The 25,154-nt window shown below is 63.0% G+C and carries 17 protein-coding genes and 1 other RNA gene; 16 read left to right on the forward strand and 2 right to left on the reverse strand.

Annotation, left to right across the window (positions count from 1 at the left end; genetic code table 11):
* Positions 1-6: 6 nt before the first annotated feature.
* The 3 genes from lpdA to DFP86_RS05535 all read left to right on the forward strand — a co-directional run bounded on the left by lpdA (position 7) and on the right by DFP86_RS05535 (position 7,413).
* The gene (gene lpdA, locus DFP86_RS05525) at positions 7-1,767 is read left to right on the forward strand and encodes a dihydrolipoyl dehydrogenase (protein WP_133679018.1); all 1,761 of its coding nucleotides are present in this window, start codon (positions 7-9) and stop codon (positions 1,765-1,767) included.
* Between the two features lie 97 nt (positions 1,768-1,864).
* Positions 1,865-3,619 (forward strand): autotransporter assembly complex protein TamA, encoded by a 1,755-nt coding sequence (locus DFP86_RS05530; RefSeq protein ID WP_133679019.1) that lies wholly within the window; start codon positions 1,865-1,867, stop codon positions 3,617-3,619.
* The gene (locus DFP86_RS05535; RefSeq protein WP_133679020.1) at positions 3,619-7,413 is read left to right on the forward strand and encodes a translocation/assembly module TamB domain-containing protein; all 3,795 of its coding nucleotides are present in this window, start codon (positions 3,619-3,621) and stop codon (positions 7,411-7,413) included. Before DFP86_RS05530 ends, DFP86_RS05535 begins: the two co-directional genes overlap by 1 nt.
* A gap of 45 nt (positions 7,414-7,458) precedes the next feature.
* Here DFP86_RS05535 and DFP86_RS05540 read toward each other — a convergent pair whose 3' ends face one another.
* On the reverse strand, positions 7,459-7,716 hold the full coding sequence (locus DFP86_RS05540; protein WP_133679021.1) for a hypothetical protein: 258 nt from the start codon (positions 7,714-7,716) through the stop codon (positions 7,459-7,461).
* Between the two features lie 156 nt (positions 7,717-7,872).
* Positions 7,873-11,022, reverse strand: a complete 3,150-nt coding sequence (locus DFP86_RS05545; RefSeq protein WP_133679022.1) for a bifunctional diguanylate cyclase/phosphodiesterase — start codon at positions 11,020-11,022, stop codon at positions 7,873-7,875.
* Positions 11,023-11,165: 143 nt separating this feature from the next.
* Here DFP86_RS05545 and rnpB point away from each other — a divergent pair.
* From rnpB to ptsP, 13 genes are all read left to right on the forward strand, one after another.
* An RNA gene (gene rnpB / locus DFP86_RS05550) (RNase P RNA component class A) lies at positions 11,166-11,532 on the forward strand.
* 138 nt (positions 11,533-11,670) lie between these two features.
* Complete coding sequence (gene dusB / locus DFP86_RS05555) at positions 11,671-12,687, forward strand: tRNA dihydrouridine synthase DusB (RefSeq protein WP_133679023.1); 1,017 nt, start codon at positions 11,671-11,673, stop codon at positions 12,685-12,687.
* 22 nt (positions 12,688-12,709) lie between these two features.
* Entirely contained in the window at positions 12,710-12,961 is a 252-nt protein-coding gene (gene fis, locus DFP86_RS05560) for a DNA-binding transcriptional regulator Fis (protein ID WP_279526890.1), read from the forward strand.
* 69 nt (positions 12,962-13,030) lie between these two features.
* Entirely contained in the window at positions 13,031-14,608 is a 1,578-nt protein-coding gene (gene purH, locus DFP86_RS05565) for a bifunctional phosphoribosylaminoimidazolecarboxamide formyltransferase/IMP cyclohydrolase (RefSeq protein WP_133679024.1), read from the forward strand.
* A gap of 128 nt (positions 14,609-14,736) precedes the next feature.
* Positions 14,737-16,014, forward strand: a complete 1,278-nt coding sequence (gene purD / locus DFP86_RS05570) for a phosphoribosylamine--glycine ligase (protein ID WP_133679025.1) — start codon at positions 14,737-14,739, stop codon at positions 16,012-16,014.
* A gap of 92 nt (positions 16,015-16,106) precedes the next feature.
* On the forward strand, positions 16,107-16,835 hold the full coding sequence (locus tag DFP86_RS05575) for a substrate-binding periplasmic protein (protein ID WP_133679026.1): 729 nt from the start codon (positions 16,107-16,109) through the stop codon (positions 16,833-16,835).
* Between the two features lie 69 nt (positions 16,836-16,904).
* A complete protein-coding gene (locus DFP86_RS05580; protein WP_133679027.1) occupies positions 16,905-17,645 on the forward strand; it encodes a substrate-binding periplasmic protein in 741 nt (246 codons plus the stop codon).
* Between the two features lie 193 nt (positions 17,646-17,838).
* Positions 17,839-18,507, forward strand: a complete 669-nt coding sequence (tolQ, locus tag DFP86_RS05585) for a protein TolQ (protein WP_243729313.1) — start codon at positions 17,839-17,841, stop codon at positions 18,505-18,507.
* A 120-nt stretch (positions 18,508-18,627) separates the two neighbouring features.
* A complete protein-coding gene (yedA, locus tag DFP86_RS05590) occupies positions 18,628-19,485 on the forward strand; it encodes a drug/metabolite exporter YedA (protein WP_133679028.1) in 858 nt (285 codons plus the stop codon).
* A gap of 275 nt (positions 19,486-19,760) precedes the next feature.
* On the forward strand, positions 19,761-20,495 hold the full coding sequence (locus DFP86_RS05595) for a GntR family transcriptional regulator (protein WP_133679029.1): 735 nt from the start codon (positions 19,761-19,763) through the stop codon (positions 20,493-20,495).
* Positions 20,492-21,601: an N-acetylglucosamine-6-phosphate deacetylase gene (nagA, locus tag DFP86_RS05600; protein WP_133679030.1), complete on the forward strand. Its 1,110-nt coding sequence runs from the start codon at positions 20,492-20,494 to the stop codon at positions 21,599-21,601. Before DFP86_RS05595 ends, nagA begins: the two co-directional genes overlap by 4 nt.
* A complete protein-coding gene (locus DFP86_RS05605; protein WP_243729314.1) occupies positions 21,582-22,604 on the forward strand; it encodes an SIS domain-containing protein in 1,023 nt (340 codons plus the stop codon). Before nagA ends, DFP86_RS05605 begins: the two co-directional genes overlap by 20 nt.
* A 30-nt stretch (positions 22,605-22,634) precedes the next feature.
* A complete protein-coding gene (ptsP, locus tag DFP86_RS05610) occupies positions 22,635-25,142 on the forward strand; it encodes a phosphoenolpyruvate--protein phosphotransferase (RefSeq protein WP_133679031.1) in 2,508 nt (835 codons plus the stop codon).
* Positions 25,143-25,154: the final 12 nt, after the last annotated feature.

Below are 25,154 nucleotides of genomic sequence, written 5' to 3' on the forward strand. Positions count from 1 at the left end.
AGAAAAATGAGCAAAATCGTCGAACTCAAAATCCCCGACATCGGCGGCCACAGCGGCGTCGACGTCATCGAAATCTTTATCAAGCCCGGCGACGCGATTGCCGTCGAAGACGCGTTGCTGACGCTGGAAACCGATAAGGCCACCATGGATGTACCGGCGGCCGAAGCCGGTGTGATCAAGGAAGTACTGGTGCAGGTCGGCGGCAAGGTCTCCGAGGGCGACGTCATTGCCCGACTGGAAGTGACCGAAACCGGCGGCGTCGCCTCGGCGCATACCCAGACCGGCGACACGCCCGCCGCGGCGCCTGCCGCGCAGACCCATAGCGGCGGCGCAGACGTCGAATGCGATGTGCTGGTGTTGGGCGGTGGCCCGGGCGGCTATTCCGCCGCCTTCCGCGCGGCGGATCTGGGACTGAAGACCGTGGTTGTCGAACGGTTCTCGACCCTTGGCGGCGTCTGCCTCAATGTCGGCTGCATTCCGTCCAAGGCGTTGTTGCACAATGCCGAGCTGATGGATGAAGTCATGGAGTTGGCAGCCAACGGCATCAAGTTCGCCAAGCCGGAAATCGATATCGACGCGTTGCGCGGCTTCAAGCAAAAAGTGGTCGGCAAGCTGACCGGCGGCCTGGCCGGCATGGCCAAGGCTCGCAAGGTCGAGGTCGTGCGCGGCGTCGGCACCTTCGTCGATCCGCACCACCTTGCGGTCGAGCTGACCGATGGTCCCGGCAAGGCGACGACCGGCGAGAAGAAGATCGTTCGCTTCAAGCAGGCCATTATCGCCGCCGGTTCGCGCGTGGCGAAATTGCCGTTCATCCCCAGCGACCCGCGCATCATCGACTCCACCGGCGCGCTCGAATTGACCGACGTACCGCAAAAGATGCTGATCATCGGCGGCGGTATCATCGGCCTGGAAATGGGCACCGTCTATTCGTCGCTCGGCACTCGACTCGACGTGGTCGAAATGATGGATGGTCTGATGCAAGGCGCCGACCGAGACCTGGTGCGCGTCTGGCAGAAGATGAACACCCACCGCTTCGACAACATCATGCTCAAGACCAAGACCGTGGCGGTGGAAGCGCGCGAGGACGGTATCTGGGTGACCTTCGAGGGTGAAAGCGCGCCAAGTGGTCCGCAGCGCTACGACAAAGTGCTGGTGGCCGCGGGCCGCGCCCCCAACGGCAAGCTGATTGGTGCCGAAAACGCCGGTGTGATCGTTACCGATCGCGGCTTTATCCCGGTCGATAAGCAGATGCGCACCAACGTACCGCACATCTTCGCCATCGGCGATTTGGTCGGCCAGCCCATGCTGGCGCACAAAGCGGTGCACGAGGCGCACGTGGCGGCCGAAGTGATCGCCGGCCACAAAGCCTTTTTCGATGCTCGCGTGATTCCGGGCGTGGCCTACACCAACCCCGAGGTCGCCTGGGTCGGCATGACCGAGGAAGAGGCTGGCAAGGAAGGGATCAAACTCGGCAAGTCGGTCTTCCCGTGGGCCGCTTCCGGCCGCGCCATCGCCAACGGCCAGGAGGAAGGCTTCACCAAGCTGCTGTTCGACGCCGACACGCACCGGATCATCGGCGGCGGTATCGTCGGGGCTCATGCCGGCGACATGATCGGCGAGATCTGTCTGGCCATTGAGATGGGATGCGACCCGGAAGACATCGGCAAGACCATCCACCCGCACCCGACGTTGGGCGAATCGATCGGCATGTCGGCCGAAGTATTCGGCGGGGTGTGTACCGATCTACCGCCGCAGCGCAAGAAATAGCGACAGCGCCCGGCGAGGCTTACGCCGACGCCGGGCCGGCCTTTTTCCTGAAAGGCCGGACTCGCCACCAACGCCTGCTTTGGCTACCATGTGGCCCATGACTTGCCCCTCCCCCTTCGCGCGCCATGTGCTACTCGCGCTGCTGTGCCTGCCATTGTGCAGTCAAGCGGCGGGGTATGTTGTCCGTATCGACGCGCCGTCGGCGTTGGTCACGTTGCTGAACGACAACTTGCCGTTGGCGACCGAACGCCAGGAGGCGCCAGTCGCCGACGGCGACCTGGATGTGCTGGTGCGTACCACACCGGAAAGTGCGCGTAAGTTACTGGAAACCGAAGGCTACTTCGATGCCCGCGTTCAAGTACGGGACGAAGGGGGCTCGCCGCGTACTTTCCGTGTTCTGGTCGAACCGGGTAAGCCGGTGCAAATCGGTACTGTGGATGTGCAATTGAAGGGGGCATTGGCCAAGGAACCCGACGTCGAAACACGGCGTCAGGCCATTTTGACCCAGTGGCCGCTGCAGGTTGGCGCGGTGTTCCGCGAAGCCGATTGGGATGCCGCCAAGCGCTTGGCGCTACAGTCGGTGACGGCGGATCGCTTCCCGCTGGCTCAGATCGAAAGCAGCCAGGCCGAGATCGACCCGGTTGCGCATCGTGCGCGTATGACCGTGATTATCGACAGCGGCCCGCTCATCCGCTTCGGCGAATTGCAGATCCACGGGCTGAACCGTTATCCCGCCACGCTGGTGAAGAAGCTGGCCGATTTTCGGGTGGGAGACCCCTATCAGCTACAAGTGTTGCAAGACTATCAAGCGGCGCTGGAACACAGCAGCCAGTTCTCCGGCGCCGTGGTCAGCGCCGATTTGCAGCATGTTTCCGCCGATGGCGTGGCGCCGGTGCTTATCGAAGTTAGCGAATTCCCGCTGAAGAAATTGGAGCTTGGTCTGACCTACAGCTCCGACGTCGGCCCCGGGGGACGGATCGGCTTCGATCACAACAATCTGTTCGGCAGCGGATTGACGGGCTCGTCGGTGTTGCGCTGGGATCGTATGCAGCAGACGCTCAACCTCGGTATCGCCATGCCGCGCACCGCCGATGGCTATGTGCACACCATCAACGCCGCCGTTAAACAGACCAATATCCAGAGCCTGATCACCCAGTCGGAAGAGCTGGGCGTTTGGCGTATCCACAGAAATGCCGGCGATGAATGGCGGGTCGGATTGAATTTCCTACGCGACGCGCAACACGCCATCAACGAAGACACCCAAGTCAACACCGCGTTATTGCCGACCATCGGCATGACCCGGCGCGCAGTCGACAACCCGCTGCGCCCCCGGGCGGGCTATCTGCTCGATGGCACGCTATCCGGCACGATCGGCAACTGGCTGTCCTCGACCAACTACGTGCGGCTGTATGCGCGGGGCGTCCAGTATTGGACGCCGTTTTCCTCGGCGCTCGGATCGCTGATGGCCAGATTGGAGGGCGGCCGGGTTTGGGCCAGCAACGTCAACGACGTCCCGAGCACGGAGTTGTTCCGTGCCGGCGGCAGCAATAGCGTGCGCGGTTACGACTACCAGAGCCTTGGCTTGCCGGGTCAGAACAATTCGGTGATCGGCGGCGCTGTGATGGTAACCGGCACCCTCGAGTACCAGATCCCGGTCTACAAAGACTGGGCGCTGGCGCTGTTCAGCGATGCCGGTAACGTATCGGAAGACTGGAAAAGCTTCAGTTTCAAGCGTAGCTACGGTATCGGGGCGCGCTGGTTCAGTCCGGTGGCCCCGTTGTCGTTTGACGTGGCCAAACCGCAGGGGGGAAAGAGCCTCGCCTGGACCATGAGCCTTGGATTGGCCTTCTGATGACAGCGCCGAGTCCCTCGCCATCGCCACCACCGATTCGCCGTACCGGCCGCCGCCGGTTGCTCTGGCTGCTGCCGGCGTTGCCTGTGCTGCTGTTTGCCGCCCTGGCGTGGCTGACGGCCACCGACCGTGGTTTTGTCTACCTGTGGCAAGGTATCGACTGGCTATCCGGCGGGCAACTGCGAGTCGCCCAAGTCAGCGGCACGCTGTGGCGGGGCTTCCATCTGGGCGACATCGAACTGCGCAATGCCGATCTGCAGTTGACGATCGACCGTCTCGATGTCGATTGGCAGCCATCGCGGCTTTGGCATCGGCAACTCGCGATCCGCCGCCTGGACATCGGGCTGGTGAATTACACGCCCAACCCGTCCGCACCGCCATCGCCTTGGCCGACCCTGCCGTCGAGCCTGTCGCTGCCGACCGATGTCTATATCGCCTCGCTGCAGCTGGCCGGCTTGACTATCGGACAGAGCGACATGCATCTCTACGACCTGCAGGGGGATTACCGTTATGCACAGGGTCGGCATCGTTTGGTTTTGCGGCAACTGAGGCTGCCGCAGGCCAGCCTGGCCGGACAGCTCACGCTGGCCGACCAAGCACCGTTTGCGCTGACCGGCCAACTGCACGGCACGGCGGATGCCGGCAGCAGCGATCTGGCGCTCGACGGTAATCTGCGCGAGTTCTCCGTGCACGGCAAAGTGCGCGCCAATCCCGTTGAAGTCGACTTATCCGGCCGATTCTCGCCGTTTGCCGCCGAGCCCTTTGCGCGCGTTCGGCAACTCGACCTACGAACCCAGCGCGTCGATCCGCAAGCCGTGAGCACCCATTGGCCTCGCGCCGCGCTCGATTTGGCGGCGCACATCGAACCCGATGCCGCCGGCATCGTTCGTGGCCGGCTCGACCTGACCAACCACCTTCCCGGTCCGATCAGCGGCGGCCGTCTGCCGCTGTCCAGCTTGCAGTCGACCTTCCTGCTCGACCAGGACACGTTGCGTATCGACCGGCTCGACGCCGAATTGGCCGGCGGCCACTTGCTGATCGATGGCCATGTGCGCAAGGCCGCGTTGATGCTCAATCTACGCCTGCAGAATATCGATCCGCGGCAATTGTATGCGGCGGCACCGCAAGACGCCGTCAACGGCGCCGCCAGCCTCGGCGGCAGCCTCGAGCGCCTGCAGTTGCGCGCCGGCCTAAAAGGGCGGCTCTTGGCGTTGCAGGCCGATGGCATCTGGCGCCGGCCGGCCGGTAAGCCGTGGTCGCTCAGTTTGAACAAAGGGCTCATCAGCGCTGCCGACGGCGAACTGCAGCTGCAGGGCGAGATGGCCGCCAACCGCCGTTTTGTGCTCGACGGCACCTTGCGGCATGGCAACCCGCGCGCGCTGGCCGCCCAGTGGCCCCAGGGCGACCTCAATGCCAACTTGCATATCGGCGGGCAGGCAAGCCAGCCGTTAGCGGCCGAACTGCAGCTCGATCTGGCGCCCAGCCGCCTCAACGGCGCCGCCGTGGGCGGACAGGCCCGTGTTTCGTTGGCGGGGGCTCGTCTACGGCATGTCGCGGTCGATCTGAATCTCGCCGGCAATAGCATCAAGGCCCAAGGAGCCTGGGGCAGCGCGGGGGATCGTTTGCTGGCACACCTCGACGCGCCGGCATTGGCGCGCATCGGCTTCGGCCTGACGGGCAGCGCACAAGGCCAGATCGCCCTGTCCGGCACGCCTGCCGTGCCACAGGTCGCACTCAAGTTGGAGGCACGGCAACTGCGCCTGCCCGGCCTGCTGCAAGCGCAGTCGTTGACGCTTAACGGCAATCTGCAGGCGGGCGGTGCCGGCGTATTCAACTTGACGGGCGATGCGCAACGGATCAGCGGCGCCGATTGGCGCATCGACAGCCTGCATTTGGCGACCGAGGGCAATCGGACCCGGCATCGGCTGAGTGCCGACGCCCATCTCGCCGTATCGGGACACCCCTTTCAAGCCGTACTGCAAGCGGAAGGCGGTTGGCCGGCCGGTCTGTTGGATTGGCGCGGCAGCGTGCAGACACTGCGGGTGACCGGTACGCCGGACATGACATTGCTGGCGCCTCTGGCCGTCCAGTTCGGTTCCAATGGCGTCACGCTCGGGAGCGGGCGCCTACAGTTGGCCGGCGCCACCGTGGTTTTCGATGGGCTGACACGACGCCCGGATGGGCGCCTGGTCAGCCGCGGTCGGCTTGACGGGTTAGCGTTGGCCGCATTGCGGCCTTGGCTGGATCTGCCGGCCATACACTCTCTGGTGGTCGGTGGCAGTTGGGCGCTCAGCGCCGATGGCACGGGGCAACTGACGGTGGAGCGCCAGGGGGGCGATCTTGCGCTCGACGGCGGCGCTCGGGGGCTGCCGCTCGCGTTGAGTCAGGCACGCCTCCAGATGGGCTGGAATGGCGCGCGCACCACATTCGAAGCGCTGCTCGCCGCCGCCGTCGGTCATTTGCAGGCGCAAGGGACGCTGGCATTGCCGCCGTGGCGGCTGTCCGCCAATGCCCCGCTATCCGCCAGGGTACAGCTCGATCTACCGAAATTGTCTGCTTTGGCCGCCCTGTCCGATCTGGCGGAAACGGGCGGTGCGCTCAATGCCGATCTGACGCTGAGCGGTCCGCTGGCTAATCTGCAGGCGAGCGGGCGCATTCAGGGGCACGACCTGCTGTTGCGCGACCGCCGAACCGGCTTGCGCTTGGCCGGCGGTACGCTGGCGGCCAGACTGGACGGCAAGACGCTGTGGCTCGATCAATTGCATTTCGTCTCCGGCAAGGGCGAAGCATCGGCCAGCGGCCAACTGCGCCTTGCCGGCGGTGCTGGCGATGCCTTGCGGCCGGAAGCGGCGGTCCGGGTGGATATCCGTCAATTCAGCGTGTTCGACCGTCCGGATCGGCTCTTGGTGGTCAGCGGGCAGGCGGCGCTCAACGTCAGCGACAAGCTGATCGCCCTGACCGGGCGCGTGCGCGCCGACCAAGGGCGGCTGGCGCTGCCCAAGTCGGGTACGCCGAGCTTGTCGGACGATGTCGTGGTGCTGGGACGGCCGGTGCCGCAGTCGGCATTGGCGCAGTTGCCTGTGTCCGTCGACCTGATGCTGGATCTCGGCGACCGCTTCGCCTTCACCGGACCGGGGCTCAACGTCGAGCTGTCCGGTCAGGTCCAGGTTAGCGCGCACCAGGGCATGGCGCCCTCGGCACGCGGGCGGGTCAACGTGGTCAAGGGCAGTTACAAGGCCTATGGCCAGGAATTGGAAATCGATACCGGCACCATCACCTTCGTTGGCCCATTGGATAACCCCAATCTGAACGTGCGCGCCCGCCGCCACCTGTCCCCGGTCGGCGCCGGTGTCGAAGTGCTCGGCTCGGTGTCCCAGCCGCGACTGCGCCTGATCGCCGACGAGGACCTGGGCCTGAGCGAACGCGACAAACTGTCCTGGTTGCTGTTGGGACATGCGGCCGACGACAGCGCCCAGGACAGCAACTTCCTGGCGCTGGCGGCCAGCCAATTCGCTGCCGGCAGCTTGAACGACAAGGTGGGGCTGTTCGACGATCTGGGACTGACGCGCAAGGAAAGCAAGACGCTACTCAACGGCACCGTGAGCCCGGCCGAGCAGGTGCTGACTGTCGGCAAGCAACTGACCCGCACCTTCTACCTCGGCTACGAATACGGGCTGACGAGCTCGCAGCAGGCGGTCAAGCTGATGTATCAGCTCAGCGGGAAATGGTCGTTGCTGCTACGCGTCGGCAACAATGCCTCGGCAGAGTCGCGCTATACCTTACGCTTCGATTGACCGCTCCAGCCGGGGGGCTTTGCCCCCCGCCTCCGGCTGAAGGCCTTAGTCGGCCGTTAGAACCAAGCAACCTGCCAGTGTCCGCACATGTGCGGCCTTGGGCAGATACATCCAGGAAGTGCTGGCATCGATCGGCTCGAAAGCCCACGGCAGGCGGCTATCGACGATCAGGCGGCATTCGTCGGAATTTGGACGACTGCCGCGCGGCAGGCACAACACGGAAATCAGGGAAAGTAACTGCTGTTGGCGGGAATCCGGGTTTGGAAAAGAAACGAGGGTTGCATTACCATCTTGAGTAGCCATACTGAACTCCGCTAAGTTTGGTCTGGTTAGCGGGTCCGGCGGTGTGTCACCACCCCGGGCCCGCGCCTCTTGCGGCAAACGCCGCACCGCTACCTTACCCAGCTGGACATACACTGACAACCAAGCGCGGCCGTCAGAAAATGCTGAAAATTCCCCCTACGAGCCTGATGTGAGCCACAGCCGGCCCATGCTGTCGGCCGATTGCGGCGCGCCGGCGAGGAAACCCTGGAAGCCGTCACAGCCCATGCGTAGCAAGAAGAGTCGCTGTGCTTCGGTTTCGACGCCCTGGGCCAGGGTGGGAATCTCCAGCGCGCGCGCCAAATGGACGATGGCCGATACGATGGACACCTGCTCCAGATCGTCCGGCAGGCCGGCGACGAAAGTGCGGTCGATCTTGATCATCGCCGGCGCGAAGCGTTTCAAATGCGCCGGGCTGGAATAGCCGACACCGAAATTGTCGATCGCCAGCCCCACGCCCAGTGCGCGAATCCGGTCGAGTACGCTCATGGCGCGGGCTGGGTTGCTCATCAGCGCGTCTTCGTTCATATCGAGCAGTAGCCGGTCGCCCGACAGCCGGTATTTCGCCAGCGTGGCACGCAGCGTTTCCACCAGGTTCGGTCGCGACAGTTCGCCGGCGGAGATATTGACCGTGACGGGCAGTACCGCGGCGCCTTGCTGCTGCCACTGTGCGATGCGGGCACAGACGCGGTCGAGCACCATCGCGCCGAGCGGCTCGATCAGGCCGGTTTCTTCCGCCACCGGGATGAAACGCTCCGGCGCGATAAAGCCGATTTCAGGGTGATGCCAACGCAGCAGCGCCTCGCAGCCGATCAGCGTGTGGCCGTCCATCGCGAACAGCGGCTGATACACCAGGTCGAGCTGGTTCTGCGCCAGCGCCTCGCGTAAGCGCGACTCCAGCATCAGCCGCTCGTTGAACTGGTTGTTCATCTGGCTCGAATAGAAACGGAACAGATCGCGGCCGCTGGCCTTGGCGTGGTAGAGCGCCAGATCCGCACTCATCATCAGTCCCTGGATGTCGCGGCCGTCCTTGGGATACAGGCTGATGCCGATACTGGCCGAGATGTGTACCGTATTGCCGGCTAACTCGAAAGGTTCTCTCAGCGTGGCGAGAATGCGTTCCGCCACTTGTGCCGCCTCTTCGTGGCGGCGCAGATCGGGCAGAATCAGCACGAATTCGTCGCCGCCGCTGCGGCCGAGGTCGTCGATGTCGCGCAGCGTCTGCGAGAGTCGTCGAGCCGTCTCCTTGAGTAGCGCATCGCCGATTTCATGGCCCAGCGAGTCGTTGACGTGCTTGAAATGATCCAGGTCGATGAACAGCACCGCCAGCTCGCCGCCGGTGGTCTCGGCGATGCCGATGGCCGCCTGCATACGGTCGTTGATGCGCGCGCGGTTGGGCAGGTCGGTCAGCGGGTCGTACTCCGCCATGTAGCGCATTTGCGCTTCCTGGCGTTTGCTTTCCGACATGTCGGTGAACAGCGCCACATAGTGGCTGATCTTGCCGCGCTCGTCGGTCAGCACGCTGATGGTCAGCCACTCTGGGAAGACTTCGCCGTTTTTGCGCCGATTCCAGATTTCGCCGGACCACTTGCCGTGCTCGCGTAGGATTTGCCACATTTCGTCGTAGAACTGCCGCGAATGGCGGCCCGAGGCCAGGATCGACGGTGTCTGGCCGATGACCTCCGCCTCGCTGTAGCCGGTGCTCTCCAGAAAGGTGTTGTTGACCTTGAGAATGCGATTCTGGCTATTGGCGATCAGGATCGCCTCGGCGCTGGTTTCGAACACCCGGGCGGCCAGGCGCAGGGCGTCTTCGGCCTGCATGCGCTCGGTGATGTCGTGGGCGGTGACGGAACGGTAGCGTTCGCCTTCGTAGAGGATCTCGTTGAGCGTGACTTCGAAGATACGCGCCGATTTGTCTTCCGGCAGCGCCACCGCGTAGGTTCGCGGCAACGGGCCTTCCGGTGGGCGGAACAACGCCGCTAGCCGCTGATCGCGAATGTGCGGGTCGCTGCCGAGTATTAGGCGCGCCATCTCGTTTTGATAGGCAAGACGGGCATGTTGATCCATCAGGCAGACGATCTGGGACGCGTTATCCATCATGAACCGCGATAGCAGCAACTCGCGCGAACGCTCTTTCAATTCGTGGTGGCTGGCCCACAAGTCGCGCCGATAGCGTGCGAACAACGCGTTCATCCAACGGGCGAACATCCAGGAAAACAGTCCTGCCAGCCCCATCGCCAGCAGCGTCATCAGCAAGGTGGCGTTGACGCGCCGATGCAGTGCCTCGCGCAAATCTTGGTCTGCCGCCTGGTCGCGGTCGATCAGCATCTGCGTCGGCAACACCGACACCAGCGTCCAGCCCCAACCCGGCAGCTTGCGCGCATAAGCCAGCGCGTGCTCGCCCTTGAAGACGCAAGAAAGGAAACCGCCGCTCGGACTCAAGCCCATCAACGACACCAGCAGCGCTCGGTCCGATGGCGGCAGCGCCAGGAAGTGCCGGCCGACCTGGGCGGGATCGGGCGGGAACATGCGCAGGATGCCGTTGCTATCGAACACGATGAAGCTATCGCGCCGGGCCGACTGTAACTGCTGGAGTAGATCCAGTCCCTGCTGTTGCAGCTTGGTGTCGGCGCTCGCGACGAACTCCCCGGTGCCGATGATCCAGTTGAGTGGCGCAAAACGCCGCACATAGGCAATTTTGTCGCGCATGAGCGTCTGACCCGGTTCCGGCCAGCGGTAATAGCGGAAACCCGCGCCATCCGGGCTCTGTGTCGTGGCGATCAAGTCGCGCAACACGTAATGTCCGGTATCGTCCGTCAGCGATAACGGCGCGGGCGCATTCTGCACCCTGCGATCCGGATGGAGCAGAACCCGGCCGTCCTGGCCGAGCACAAAGAAATAGTCGTCGCCATCGTGGAAACGCAACGGACGCAAAGTATCGAGAATCTGGCGCCCGATCTCGGCGTCGGTTTTCTTGCCGTGCTCGCGCTGCCAGGTGGATTGAGCGATGAGCCAGGCTTGGTTGGCTTGTTCGCGGATGCGGCTCTTCAGCGTCTGGCTGGCTTGTTCGCGCAACGCGCCCAGCATCAAGACGGTCTGCTCGCTAGTGGCTTTCAGGTGCTCGCGGGCGCGTTCGGAGGATTGTGCGGAAATCGCGGCTTGGCGGTTGGAAAAATCGTGCCAGTGGGAAAATAGGAAATAGGCGGACATGCTGACCGCCAGCAGGAACACGATCAGCAAGGAGCCGATGAGCTGCAAATGCGATAATCTGGACTGAGTGTGCTCCATGCCCTCCCTCCGAGGCGAGCGCACAGTATAGCCGTAGGCGTAGCAAATCGCGAAATTCGCCGCCGTCTTTATGAGCCCTTTTCGCGGGGCCTTACCCGAATCCACCCCCCCGGCCCGCGGTTTTCGGGTAGAATCCGCCCCGGGAAGTCAGACAGACAGTCGTCGCGTCCGGTGTTCGCACCAGACGGGGAGGAAAGTCCGGGCTCCATAGAGCAGGATGCCGGCTAACGGCCGGACGCCGTGAGGCGATGGAAAGTGGAACAGAGAGCTGAACCGCCGATGGCCACGCGCAAGCGTGGATCAGGCAAGGGTGAAAAGGTGCGGTAAGAGCGCACCGCGGACGTGGCAACACGGACGGCAGGCTAAACCCCATCCGGAGCAAGACCAAATAGGGGCGCGCCAACGTGGCTCGCGTTGCGCCCGGGTAGGTTGCTTGAGCCTGTTGGCAACGGCAGGCCTAGATGAATGACTGTCCAACGACAGAACCCGGCTTATCGGCTGACTTCCCACCCCCCATCCCCCTAAGTTTTTCCACGTGCGATTTCTTTCCGCTATCGCGGTTGCCCAAAAAATAAGCAAAATGTTTTTTACCGGAATGTGAAAAAGCATTACAATGGCCGCCCTCCGCTCGTAATACCTTTGTAAAACATGCGTATAGGATCCTACCGGCTCAAGAACCGCCTGATTGTCGCGCCCATGGCTGGCGTGACCGATCGTCCTTTCCGCATGTTGTGCAAGAAGATGGGCGCGGCCCTGGCGGTGTCGGAGATGATCACCGCCAACAAGGCGCTGTGGACGCGGGAAAAAACGCTGCGACGCGCCGACCATGTCGGCGAGACGGCGCCGATCTCGGTGCAGATCGCCGGCGCCGATCCTGTGCAGATGGCCGAGGCGGCCCGCTTGAATGTCGAGCGCGGAGCGCAGATCATCGACATCAACATGGGTTGCCCGGCGAAGAAGGTGTGTAATGTGGCGGCGGGTTCGGCGCTGCTGCGCGACGAGGCGTTGATCGGACGCATCCTGGATAGCGTGGTGCGGGCCGTCGACGTGCCGGTGACGCTGAAGACCCGGACCGGCTGGTGCCGCGAAACGCGTAACGCGCTCAGGATCGCGCGCTTGGCAGAGGACTGCGGCATTGCCGCCCTGGCGTTGCACGGCCGCACTCGGGAGGACATGTACAACGGCGAGGCCGAGTACGAGACCATCCGACAGGTCAAGGCCGCGGTGTCGATTCCGGTGATCGCCAATGGCGACATCGATTCGCCGCAAAAAGCCGGCCTGGTGCTGGCGCAAACCGGCGCCGACGCCATCATGATCGGCCGAGCCGCGCAGGGGCGCCCGTGGATATTCCGCGAAATCCTGCATTACCTGGAGCATGGCGAGTTGCTGCCAGCGCCCAGGGTCGAGGAAATTCGCGATATCCTGCTGACGCATCTGGACGATCTGTATGCGTTCTACGGCGAGTACTCGGGGTGTCGCATCGCGCGTAAGCACATCGCCTGGACCACGCGCGGCCTGAAGGGCGCCAACGCATTTCGCGAGGCGATGTATCAACTGGAAAGCACGGCAGAGCAGCATGCCCTTGTCGCGGCGTTTTTCGCCGGACTGGCGGCCGACTCGGACCGGCTGGTGTACGAAATGCAAAGCCTGCCCGCGCAGGCTTGACCTCACAAGAGCAAAAAATGCGATGAAGACGCAAGCCATGCAGGACAACGACCATATCTCGCAATCGGTCAGACAGGCGATGGAACGCTACTTCCAGGACCTGGATGGCGAGACACCCTCCGCCATCTACGACATGGTGCTGGCCTGTGTGGAAAAACCCTTGTTGGAAGTCGTACTGATACATACGCAGGGGAATCAGACAAAGGCAGCGGAGTTGCTGGGATTAAACCGCAACACGCTGCGCAAGAAGATGAAATCCTATGATTTGATTTGAAGATAAAAAGGCCGCCCAGAGGGCGGCCTTTTGTTTGTCCTGTCATTCTTAAATCTGGCGCAAAACATCATGACCAAAATCGAACGTGCATTGATCAGTGTTTCCGATAAGAGCGGCGTGCTCGAGTTTGCCCGCGCACTCGGCGCAATGGGGGTCAAAATCCTCTCGACCGGCGGCACCGCCAAACTGCTGGCCGAGGCCGGCATCGAGGTGACCGAAGTCTCCGACTACACCGGCTTCCCCGAAATGCTCGACGGCCGGGTCAAGACGCTGCATCCCAAGGTGCACGGCGGCATTCTCGGCCGTCGCGACCTGCCGGAGCATGTCGCCAAGATGAGCGAGCACGGCATCGAGAATATCGACCTGGTGTGCGTGAACCTGTATCCGTTCGAGGCCACCATCGCCAATGGCGAGTGCAGTCTCGAGGACGCCATCGAGAATATCGACATCGGCGGGCCGACCATGGTGCGTTCCGCCGCCAAGAACTGGGCCCATGTCGCCGTGGTCACCGACGTGGCCGATTATTCGGCGCTGATCGACGAAATGCAGGCAGAACAGGGCCAATTGTCGCGCCATACCCGTTTCGCGTTGGCCAAGAAAGCCTTCACTCACACGGCGGCCTACGATGGCGCCATCTCCAACTATCTGACCGCCCTGGTGGACGCCGAGCCCAGCGGCGTGTTGGAGCGCTCGCTGTTCCCCAACCGCTTGAATATGCAGTTCGTCAAGGTGCAGGACATGCGCTATGGCGAAAACCCGCATCAATCGGCGGCCTTCTATCGCGACCTCGATCCGGCGGCGGGTTCGATCGCCCATTATCGGCAGTTGCAAGGCAAGGAGCTGTCGTACAACAACATCGGCGACGCCGATGCCGCCTGGGAGGCGGTCAAGACCTTCGATCAGCCTGCCTGCGTCATCGTCAAGCACGCCAACCCTTGCGGCGTCGCCGTCGCCGGCCGTGCACTCGATGCTTATCGGCTGGCTTTTGCCACCGACACCACCTCGGCCTTTGGCGGCATCATCGCCTTCAACTGCCCGGTGGATGCCGAGACCATCGAAGCCGTGACCGGCCAGTTCCTCGAAGTGCTGATCGCACCGTCGTTCACCGAAGAGGCAAAGGCGCTGATCGCCGCCAAGAAGAACGTGCGCGTGCTGGAAGTGCCGCTCGACGCCGGTGCCAACCGCTTCGAACTCAAGCGCGTCGGCGGCGGACTGTTGGTGCAGACGCCGGACACCCGCAACATCCAGCTCGACGAGCTGCGCGTCGTCACGCAGCGCGCGCCCGAAGCACAGGAAATGGCCGATTTGCTGTTCGCCTGGCGCGTGGCGAAGTTCGTCAAATCCAATGCCATCGTCTTTGCCCGACAGCAACAGACCGCCGGCATCGGTGCCGGCCAGATGAGCCGGGTCGATTCCACCCGCATCGCGGCACGCAAGGCACATGACGCCGGTTTGTCGTTGTTAGGCGCCGCCGCAGCCTCCGATGCCTTCTTCCCGTTCCGCGACGGGGTGGACGTCATCGCCGCTCAGGGCATCAAGGCCATCATTCAGCCGGGCGGTTCGATGCGCGACGAAGAAGTCATCGCCGCCGCCGACGAGCAGGGCATTGCCATGGTGTTCACCGGATGTCGTCACTTCCGGCATTAAGACCGACGAAAAGCACAGGCGTCGCCCTGCCCATCGGGTCGGGTGGCGCGCTATCATATGACAACCGGGCTGACGGAAGTGGTCTGTCGGTTTACGGGAACACACTTCATTCGAAGCAAGGAAACAGCATGAAAGTGATGGTTATCGGCAACGGCGGTCGTGAACATGCCCTGGCTTGGTGTATCGCCAAGTCCCGTCGCATTTCGAAGGTCTTTGTCGCGCCGGGCAACGCCGGCACCGCACTCGACCCCAACCTTACCAATGTGCCGATTACCGCTACGGCCGAGCTGATCGACTTCGCCAAGCGCGAAAAGATCGAACTGACGGTGGTCGGTCCCGAGGCGCCGTTGGCCGCTGGCGTGGTCGATGCCTTCCGCGACGCCGGCCTCAAGATCTTCGGACCGACGCGCTACGCCGCTCAGTTGGAAAGCTCCAAGGATTTCGCCAAGGCCTTCATGCAGCGGCACGGCATTCCCACGGCCGGCTATCAAACGTTCTCCGACGCCGCCGCGGCGCACGGCTATATCGATTCGCGCGGCGCGCCCATCGTCATCAAGGCCGACGGCCTGGCGGCCGGCAAAGGCGTGGTGGTCGCCATGTCGCTGGAGGAGGCTCATCGGGCCATCGACATGATGCTGCTCGACAACCGCATGGGCGACGCCGGTGCTCGGGTGGTGATCGAAGATTTTCTGCAGGGCGAAGAGGCCAGCTTTATCGTCATGGTCGATGGCGAGCACGTACTGCCGTTGGCCACCAGCCAAGACCACAAACGCTTGCTCGACAACGATCAAGGCCCCAACACCGGGGGCATGGGCGCTTACAGCCCGGCGCCGGTGGTCACGCCGGAAGTGCACGCGCGCGTCATGCGCGAAATCATCATGCCGACCGTGCGCGGCATGAAAGCCGACGGTCATCCCTATACCGGCTTTCTCTATGCTGGTTTGATGATCGACGCCAAGGGCAATCCGTTCACGATTGAATTCAATTGCCGCTTGGGCGACCCGGAAACCCAGCCGATCATGGCCCGTCTCAAGAGCGATTTGACTGTGCTGCTGGAGCATGGCGTGCGCGGTACGCTGGACAAGGTGGAGGCCGAGTGGGACCGGCGCGTGGCACTGGGGGTGGTGTTGGCGGCCGAGGGCTATCCCGACGCGCCGAAGAAGGGCGATCCGATCAGCGGTATCCCTCCCGAAGCCGAGGACGGTGTGGTGTTCCATGCCGGCAGCACGCAGGACGAGGCGGGGCAGGTGAGAACCAACGGCGGACGGGTGTTGTGCGCCGTCGGTCTGGGCGACAGCGTGCGCATGGCGCAATCGCGTGCCTACGCCTTGGCCGACCAGATCCACTTCGCCGGCATGCAGTTGCGGCGCGACATCGGCGCGCGCGCCTTGCATCGTCGGCATTGAGGGACAGTGCGTTGCCGTAGGGTGTTCGCCGAAGGCAACGCACGATCCTGTTGCTATATTGAATACAAGATCCCTGGAGAAGGCGGGCCCCCATGGGTGCTTTTTTGTGCAGAACGGTGCTTTGCGCCGGATTGATGGCGGTATCGGCGGCATGGGGGCAACCCACCATGCACCTGCTGACCGAACAATATCCGCCGTTCAACATGACCATGCCGAACGGGCAAGTGGGCGGGATGGCCACCGAGATGGTGCGAGAACTGTTCCGGCGCACCAAGCTGCCCTATCAAATCGAATTGCAGCCCTGGATTCGCGCATTCAATACCGCAGTGCTGGAAAATAACACCTGCGTCTACTCGACCACCCGCACTGACAATCGCGAACGCCAATTCAAGTGGGTGGGCCCCTTGGTGGAGAACACCTGGGCGTTATACGGTGTGCAGGCCGACCCTAAAAGCATTCTTGCGCTGGACGACGCGCGCCCGTTTACCATCGGCGGTTATATCGGCGATGCCGAGTCGCAATATCTGATCGGCCTGGGCTTTAACGTTCAGTTGACGCCGACCGACGACCTCAATCTGCGTAAGCTGGAGGCGGGGCGCATCGATTTCTGGGCAACCAGCAAGCTGCGCGGCGCCTATCTGATCAAGCAGCAGAAAGCCGAACAGGTCAAGCTGCTGCTGACCTTCAACAATGTGTTCATGTACTTGGCCTGCAATACCAAGGTTCCGGACGCCACCATCCGGCGCTTGAACGACACGCTGTCGATCATGCAGCACGACGGGTTCTACGATCAGCTGCACAAACGTTATCTCAATGAATGATGGAACCCTCTGAACAAGTTATTTGCCGGGGAAAATAACTTGTTCAGAGGGTCCCTTAGGAGATGCGGTATGAAGATCGCCGTGCTGCGCAATCGCCTGCTCGTCCTGTTGCTGGCCTTGTTCGCCGGAACGGTCGAAGCAGCCGGACTACGCCTGCTGACCGAGTCGTACCCGCCGTTCAACATGATGCTGGATAATGGCCAAGTCGGCGGCATGTCCACCGATATCGTGCACGAGCTGTTCCGACGCGCCCAGATGGAGCACACCATCGAGCTCATGCCCTGGATCCGCGCATTCAATACCGCCGTGCTGGAAAATAACACCTGCGTCTACTCGACCACCCGGACCGACAATCGCGAACATCAGTTCAAGTGGGTCGGTCCGTTATTGGAAAATCCCTGGGTACTGTATGCCCGCCCGTCCAATCGTCCCGGCCCCAAGGTCGGTCTGGATCTGGAGTCGGTGCGTCGCTATCGAATCGGCGGCTACAATGGCGATGCCGTGGCGCAGTATCTGATTGCGCGCGGTTTCAATGTCGAGCTGACGCCCGCGGACGAGCTCAATCCGCACAAGTTGCTGGCCGGCCGGATCGACTTCTGGGCCACCGGCAAATACCTGGGCGATTATCTGCTCCGAAAAGAAAAGCTGCCGCCGCTCAAACCGGTGCTGGTGTTCAATACGGCCTTCATGTACTTGGCCTGTAATCCGCGTATCGACAACCGGATCATTTACCAGCTCAACGACGTGATGCAGGGCATGCAGCGAGACGGCACCATCGCGCGCATCACCAAGCAGTACCTGGCGCAATGAGTGTCGATGCGGTTTTTCCGATACTTCGAGTTACAATATCGACATTGCCATAGACGATGATTGGCCAATGTCATGTCGGCCGCCGATGAGCGGCGATTATGGAACTCGGGTGGCATTGAGCGAGTCATTATAGATTTTTCATGGAATGATGCCGGGCCGCCATGTCGGCCCACCCTTCGTTCAAGGAACCCCCGTGCAACCGATTTCGTTTGTTTCCCTGATTCTCAACGCCAGCCTGGTCGTACAGCTGGTGATGGCCGGCCTGGTGCTGACCTCCATCCTGTCTTGGGCGCTGATCTTCAATAAAACTTTTGTACTGAAAAGCGCGCGTCGCGACAGCGATGAATTCGAGCGTCAGTTCTGGAGCGGTACCGACCTGAACCGTCTGTACGAAGATGCTTCGCGCCGGCAACAGCGCAGCGGCATGGAGCGCATCTTCCAATCCGGCTTCGCCGAGTTTCTGAAATTGCGCGGCCGTAACGGCACAGAGTTGTCCGACATCATGGACGGCGCTCGCCGCGCCATGCGTGCCGCCGCACAACGCGAGCTGGATACGCTGGATCGTCATAACGCTTTTCTGGCCACCGTCGGCTCGGTCAGCCCTTATGTCGGCCTGTTCGGCACCGTCTGGGGCATCATGCATGCCTTCATCGGCTTGGGTAATGCCGGGCAGGCCACACTGGCCACCGTCGCACCGGGCATTGCCGAAGCGTTGGTCGCGACCGCCATCGGCCTGTTCGCCGCCATTCCCGCCGTGGTGGCCTACAACCGATTCGCGACCGACGTCGACCGTCTGGCCACGCGTTTCGATGCCTACATGGAAGAGTTTTCCAACATTCTGCAGCGCTTGGCGACACGCTGAAATGCGCCGGGGTGCGAACGCCGTGCCCCGGGAATGGTTCTGTCGCTGCTTTGGATAATGGTTCTGTGCGGTTTGAATACAAACAAATAGAATGAACGGCCAATCTTATCGACCGATCCCATGACCCAGAACCGCGCGCCTATTCTGTTCTCCCTGTTTGCCCTCTATATCATCTGGGGCTCGACCTATTTCGCGATTCGTATCGGCGTCGAGTATTGGCCGCCCTTCATGATGGCCGGTGTGCGTTTTCTGCTGGCCGGCGCGCTGATGTTCGGTTGGTTGAAATGGCGCAAAGAGCCTAATCCGGATCGCCGACAGATTGCCGGCGCGGCGTTGCTGGGGTTTCTGATGCCCGCGGTGGGCAATGGCTTGGTCACCATGGCCGAAACCCGCGTTTCCTCCGGCGTCGCCGCCTTGGTGGTCGCCACGGTACCGCTGTTCACGACATTGTTCTCGCGTATGCTCGGTTTCCCGACCCGGTTGAGAGAGTGGTCGGCGCTGGCGCTCGGCTTTTGCGGCATCGTGCTGCTCAACTTCGGCGCGAACCTGGGGGCGAGCCCGCTTGGCGCCCTGTTGTTGATCCTCGCTTGCGCCGGTTGGGCGCTCGGCTCGGCGCTCAGCAAGAGAGTGCCGCAGCCCAAGGGCATGATGTCCAGCGCGGTGATGATGATGTGCGCCGGCGTCGAATTGCTGTGCGGCAGCGCGCTGATGGGCGAGCGTCTAGTCGCCATCCCGCCGCTGGCGGGTTGGTTGGCCATGCTCTATCTGGCGATGTTCGGTTCGATCATTGCTTATACCGCCTACCTGTACCTGCTGGCTCATGTCCGTCCGTCGCTGGCCACCAGCTATGCCTACGTCAATCCGGTGATCGCCGTGCTGCTCGGGATGTCCTTGTTGGGCGAACATGTCGGTACGGTCGAATGGGCCGGCATGGGCGTCATCGTCTCGGCCGTGGTATTGCTCGCCTGGCGGCGCTAAGCGTTCGTTTCCGTGGCGGCTTTGCCGCCACTTCCTCTCCCGCTGTTTTCTCCGTTCAGTTTGTCGCGCTGTCTTCCCGTTTTTTCGTCTATTTGTCACCTGGTAATACCACTTTGCAGTAATAAATCCTACCCTTTCGGCATAAATGTGTGCTAAGCCACTATAAATACTGCCGTGCAGCATATTGAGCTGGCGCAAACTTACAAAAAATTGGTATTGACGTGGTATTGAAGTGGTATTAATTTTCGGTTTATGCAAACTGACGGAAGCTGGAAATGGATAGTCGCTGGACTGCCTTGCAGTTGGATGAGTCGGTCAATACACCGTTGTACCTGCAGTTGGCGCGGAAGCTGGCCGAGGCGATCAATGCCGGCTGGTGGCAAGCCGACGAGGCGCTGCCGTCCGAGCGCTCGCTGTGCGACGCCCTGGCGATTTCCCGTGTCACCGCGCGCAAAGCACTCGACATCCTGCTGGAGCAAGGGCTGATCAGCCGCCGTCATGGTTCCGGCACCTTCATTACCCCAAAACTCGAACAACCGCTGTCCCGCCTCAACGGCTTCAGCGAAGTGCTCAAGGCCAAGGGGTTCAAACCCGAATCGCAGTGGCTGAGCCGCGTGCGCACCACCCCGACCACCGAAGAGATCATCAAGCTCGGCTTGTCTCCCAATGCCGAAGTCTGCCGCCTCAAGCGCAAACGCTTGGCCGACGGCGTGGTGATGGCGATCGAAATCAGCACGTTGCCGGCATCTTGCCTGCCCGATCCGTTGCGGGTGGATAGCTCGCTGTATGCCCACCTGGACAGCACCGGTCATTCCGTGGTCCGCGCCTTGCAACATGTGCGGGCGATCAACGCCACCCCTGAGCTTGCCGAACTTGCCGGTATCCCGGTTGGCGAAGCCATGTTGATGATGTCGCGTATCGGTTTCGATGCCGCCAACAATGCGATCGAACTGACCGATACCTACTGTCGAAACGATTACTACGACTTTGTCGCGGAGCTGAAACGATGAGTCATTTGCAACAGATCAGTGGCCGCATTCTAACGCCCGAGGGTTGGGTCGAAGGCACGCTGTCCTTCGACGCCAAAATCCGCCGCATCGAGGCGCACACCCTGAGCGGTCCGCTGCCGACGATTTTGCCCGGCTTCATCGATACGCATGTGCATGGCGGCGGCGGCGCCGACACCATGCAAGGCGGCGACGCCGTGGTGACGCTGTCTCGCTTGCATGCCCGGCATGGCACCACCTCGCTGTTGGCGACCACCATGACGGCGCCCGAGGCCGATATCGTCGCCGCGTTGACAGCGCTCGCCGGCGTGTGCGAGACCCGTCCGTCCGGTGCGGCGCGCGTACTGGGCGTTCACCTGGAAGGGCCGTACATCAATCGCGGGAAGCTTGGTGCGCAACCGGACAATACCTGTCACGCCGCGCTGTCCCAGTTCGATACCTTCAACCGCATTGCGCCGATAAAACTGGTGACCATCGCGCCGGAAATCCCGGGGCATCTGGACATCATCGCCGCCCTCAAGGCGCGCGGTGTGCGCGTACAACTGGGCCATACGCTCGGCAGCTACGAAGACGGCGTGGCGGCGCTCAAACACGGTGCCAGCGGGTTCACCCACCTATTCAACGCCATGACCGGGCTGCACCACCGCGAACCCGGCATGGTCGGCGCGGCGCTGGCGCATGCCGAGTTCGCCGAACTGATCCCCGATTTGCTGCACATCCATCCCGGTGCCATGCATGCCGCCATCCGGGCGATTCCGCACCTGTTCTGCGTCACCGACTCGACCGCCGCCGCCGGTATGCCGGACGGCCAATACAGGCTGGGTTCGCACACGGTGACCAAATGCCTGGGCGGCGTGCGCCTGGCCGACGGCACCCTGGCCGGCAGTACGCTGACCATGGATCAAGCCCTGCGCAATCTGGTGTCCATCGGCCTGGATCTGGCCGACGCTTCGCACCGCCTGTCGCGCAATCCGGCCGACTATCTCGGCGTGCATGACCGAGGCCGTCTGGCCGAGGCGTGCTGGGCCGACCTGACTGTTTTCGATGCCGATCTCAATCTGACCCAGGTTTACGTTGAAGGAGAGTCCCTTGTCCTCGCTGATGCTTGAAGAAGCGCAAAGTGCCGCCGAAGTGGTCGCTGCGCAGCATATGTATGCCGATGAACGCCTGGCGATGCTGGGCCGCTTGCTGGTTCAGCATCCGCCCCGCTTGGCGCTGACGGTGGCGCGCGGCAGTTCGGATCATGCCGCCAACTATTTCGCCTACCTGGCCATGCAGCGCCAGGGGGTGCCGGTGGTGTCGCTGCCGATGTCGCTGGTGACCTTGCACCACGCGCCGCTGAATGTCAGCGGCCAACTGGCCGTAGCCTTGTCCCAGTCCGGCCAGAGCCCGGACCTGGTGGAGACGATGAGCATGCTCGGCCGCGCCGGCGCGGTGACGGTCGCCATGGTCAATCAGCACGAATCGCCGCTGGCCGATTGTTGCGAATGGGTCGTGCCGTTGTGCGCCGGCCCGGAAAAGAGCGTGGCCGCGACCAAGAGTTATATCGCCTCGCTGTCCGCCGTCGCACGGCTGGTGGCGCATTGGCAGGGTGACGAAGCGCTGCTGTCGGCGCTGGAAACTTTGCCGGAGCGCTTGGGCGACGCAGTCAAACAAGACTGGTCGCGCGCCATTGACGTGCTGGCGCCGGCCGACCGGATCATGGTGGTCGGGCGTGGCCTCGGTTTCGCCGTGGCGCTGGAATCGGCGCTCAAGTTCAAGGAAACCTGTGCCCTGCAGGCCGAGGCCTTCAGCAGCGCCGAAATCAAACATGGCCCGATGGCGTTGATCGACGAAGGCTACCCGCTGTTGATCTACGCACCGCGTAGCCCGGAGCAGGCCGGCCTGATCGCGCTGGCGCGCGAAATGCGCGAGCGCGGTGCCCGTGTCCTGTTGGCCGCACCGGCCGACGTGGCCGAACGCGAGCTGACGCTCTCGATCGCCGATGACGAAGTGCTCGATCCGCTGTTGGCGATCCAAAGCTTCTATTTGATGGCGGCCCACCTGTCGGAAGCCCGTGGCATGAACCCCGACCAGCCGCGCCATCTTTCGAAAGTGACGCGCACCGTCTGACGACCGGTGTCTTAGGAACAGGAAAACATCATGACCCAAGCGCTCGAACTCAAAGCCCCGCTCTCAGGCAAGGCGCTGCCATTGTCCCAGGTGCCCGATCCGGTTTTCGCCGGACTGATGATGGGTGACGGCCTGGCCATCGACCCAACCAGCGGCACGCTGCTCGCGCCGTGCGATGGGGTGATCGCGCAGGTCGCGCGCACCGGTCATGCCCTGACCCTGACCGCAGCCAATGGCGCCGAGATCCTGATGCATGTCGGCATCGATACCGTCAGCCTGAAAGGCGAGGGATTTCGGCCGCTGGTAGCGCAAGGGGCCTCGGTGACGTGCGGTCAGCCGCTGATCGAAGCCGATTTGGGTTTTATCGCCGGCAAAGTGCCGTCGCTGATCACCGTGGTGGTGATCGCCAATAGCGATGCCTATGTGCCGCAGTCCCGCGCCGAAGGCGCGCTGACGGCCGGCCAGTCGGCATTCATGAGTGTGCATGCCAAGGGTGAGGCTAAGCCTGTCGAGACGGTCGCGGCGGATGCCGGTACGTCGGCCTGGGCGGTGGTCGGCCATGGCGACGGCGTGCATGCGCGGCCGGCTGCGATGATCCAGGCGGCCGCCAAGGGTTTCAACGCGCGCGTGGTGTTGCGATTCGCCGGCCAGGAGGCGAGTGCGCGCAGCGTGGTGGCCTTGATGGGGCTGGGCATCGGTCATGGCGACCGGGTGGAAGTGCTGGCCAGCGGCGCCGAGGCCGAGCAGGCATTGGCGGCCGTCGTCGAAGCATTGCAAGCGCAAAGCCCGAGTGCCCACACCGAACTCGGAGCGGAATCTGCCGGTGCGCCGATAGCATTGGGCGCCGGTAAGATCGGCGGCGTGTTGGCGGCGCCGGGGCTGGCGATTGGGCCGGTGGCGCAATTTACCGCCGCCGATCCGCGCGTGATGGAGACGGCTGGCGAGCTGGGCGCGGAGTACAACGCGTTGGCGCAGGCGCTGGCCACGGTGCGTAGCGAGATCATGACGCAGGTGCATGCCGCGCTCAAGCGGGGCGACAAGGCGCTGCAGGCCATTTTCGATGCCCATCTGGCTCTGTTGGACGATCCGGAATTGATCGGCGGCGCCGAACGAGCGATCGGGCAGGGCTCTAGCGCCGGATGCGCTTTCCGCGACGCTTCGCAAGCTCAGCGCCGCATTCTGCTGGCCATGAACAATCCCTTATTGGCGGAGCGCGCAGGCGATCTGAAGGATCTGGAGCGCCGAGTGCTGTTGGCGATCAGTGGCGATGTGGATGAAAAGCCGGTGGTGCCGCCGCGCTCGATTCTGATCGCCGACGATCTGACGCCGTCCGATCTGGCGGCGCTGCCGGCGGATGCGCTGGCCGGTGTCGTGTTGGCGCGCGGCGGTGCGACTTCGCATGTGGCGATCCTGGTGCGCGCACGCGGTATTCCGGCCATCGTGGCCGCGGGCCCGGCCGCGCTACAGATCGAAAACGGTCGTCAAGTGTTGCTCGACGCCACGACCGGCGTGCTGGACACCTGCCCGGCGGCCGAGGCGCTGCAGGACGCAGAGCGACAGATCGACCAACGCCACGCCATGCTGGAGCAGGTGAAGCGCAAAGCCGCAGAGCCGGCGCAGACCCTCGATGGCCATGCGATCGAAGTGGCGGCCAATATCGCCAACGAGCGCGATGCGCGCGAAGCCGTGCGTTGCGGCGCCGATAGCGTCGGCCTGCTGCGCAGCGAATTCTTGTTTATCGATCGCGAATCGGCGCCGACCCGCGCCGAGCAGCAGGTTGCCTACCAAGCAGTGTTGGATGCCATGGCCGGCCGTAGCGCCATCATGCGCACGCTGGACGTCGGCGGCGACAAGGATGTGCCCTACCTGACGCTGCCGCCGGAAGACAATCCGGCACTGGGCCTGCGCGGCGTGCGCAGCGGTTTTGCCCGGCCGGCGCTGTTGGACGATCAACTGGCGGCCCTCTTGGCCACCCGTCCGGCCAGCAAGCTGCGCATCCTGCTGCCGATGGTGGCCGACGTGGCGGATCTGCTGCGGGTCAAGACCCGGCTCACCGAACTGGCCGCCGAAATGGGGGTCGACGAACTACCGCAACTGGGGGTGATGATCGAGGTGCCCTCGGCCGCCATGCTGGCCGATCAGTTGGCCGAGCACGCCGATTTCCTGTCTATCGGCACCAACGACCTGACGCAATACACCCTGGCGCGCGATCGCTGCAATCCCGAACTGGCGGCCGGTCTCGACCATATGCACCCCGCACTGCTGCGCCTGATCGCCCAAACCACCGCCGGTGCGGCCAAGCACGGCCGCTGGGTCGGCGTCTGCGGTGCCATGGCCTCGGATCTGGAGGCCGCGCCGGTACTGATCGGCTTGGGTGTGACCGAATTGTCGGTCAGCCCTGGGCTGGTGCCCGAACTCAAGGCCAGGGTACGTGCCCTGGATCTGGCCATGTGTCGACGAGAAGTGCAGCCGTTGCTGCAGTTGGCGTCGGCCGCGGAAGTCCGCGCGCGTGCGCGCGAAATTTGGCCGCAAGCGTAGGCGGCTTTTTTC

It is taken from the genome of Paludibacterium purpuratum (assembly GCF_004363805.1).
In the GTDB taxonomy this organism is placed as follows: Bacteria; Pseudomonadota; Gammaproteobacteria; order Burkholderiales; family Chromobacteriaceae; genus Paludibacterium; species Paludibacterium purpuratum.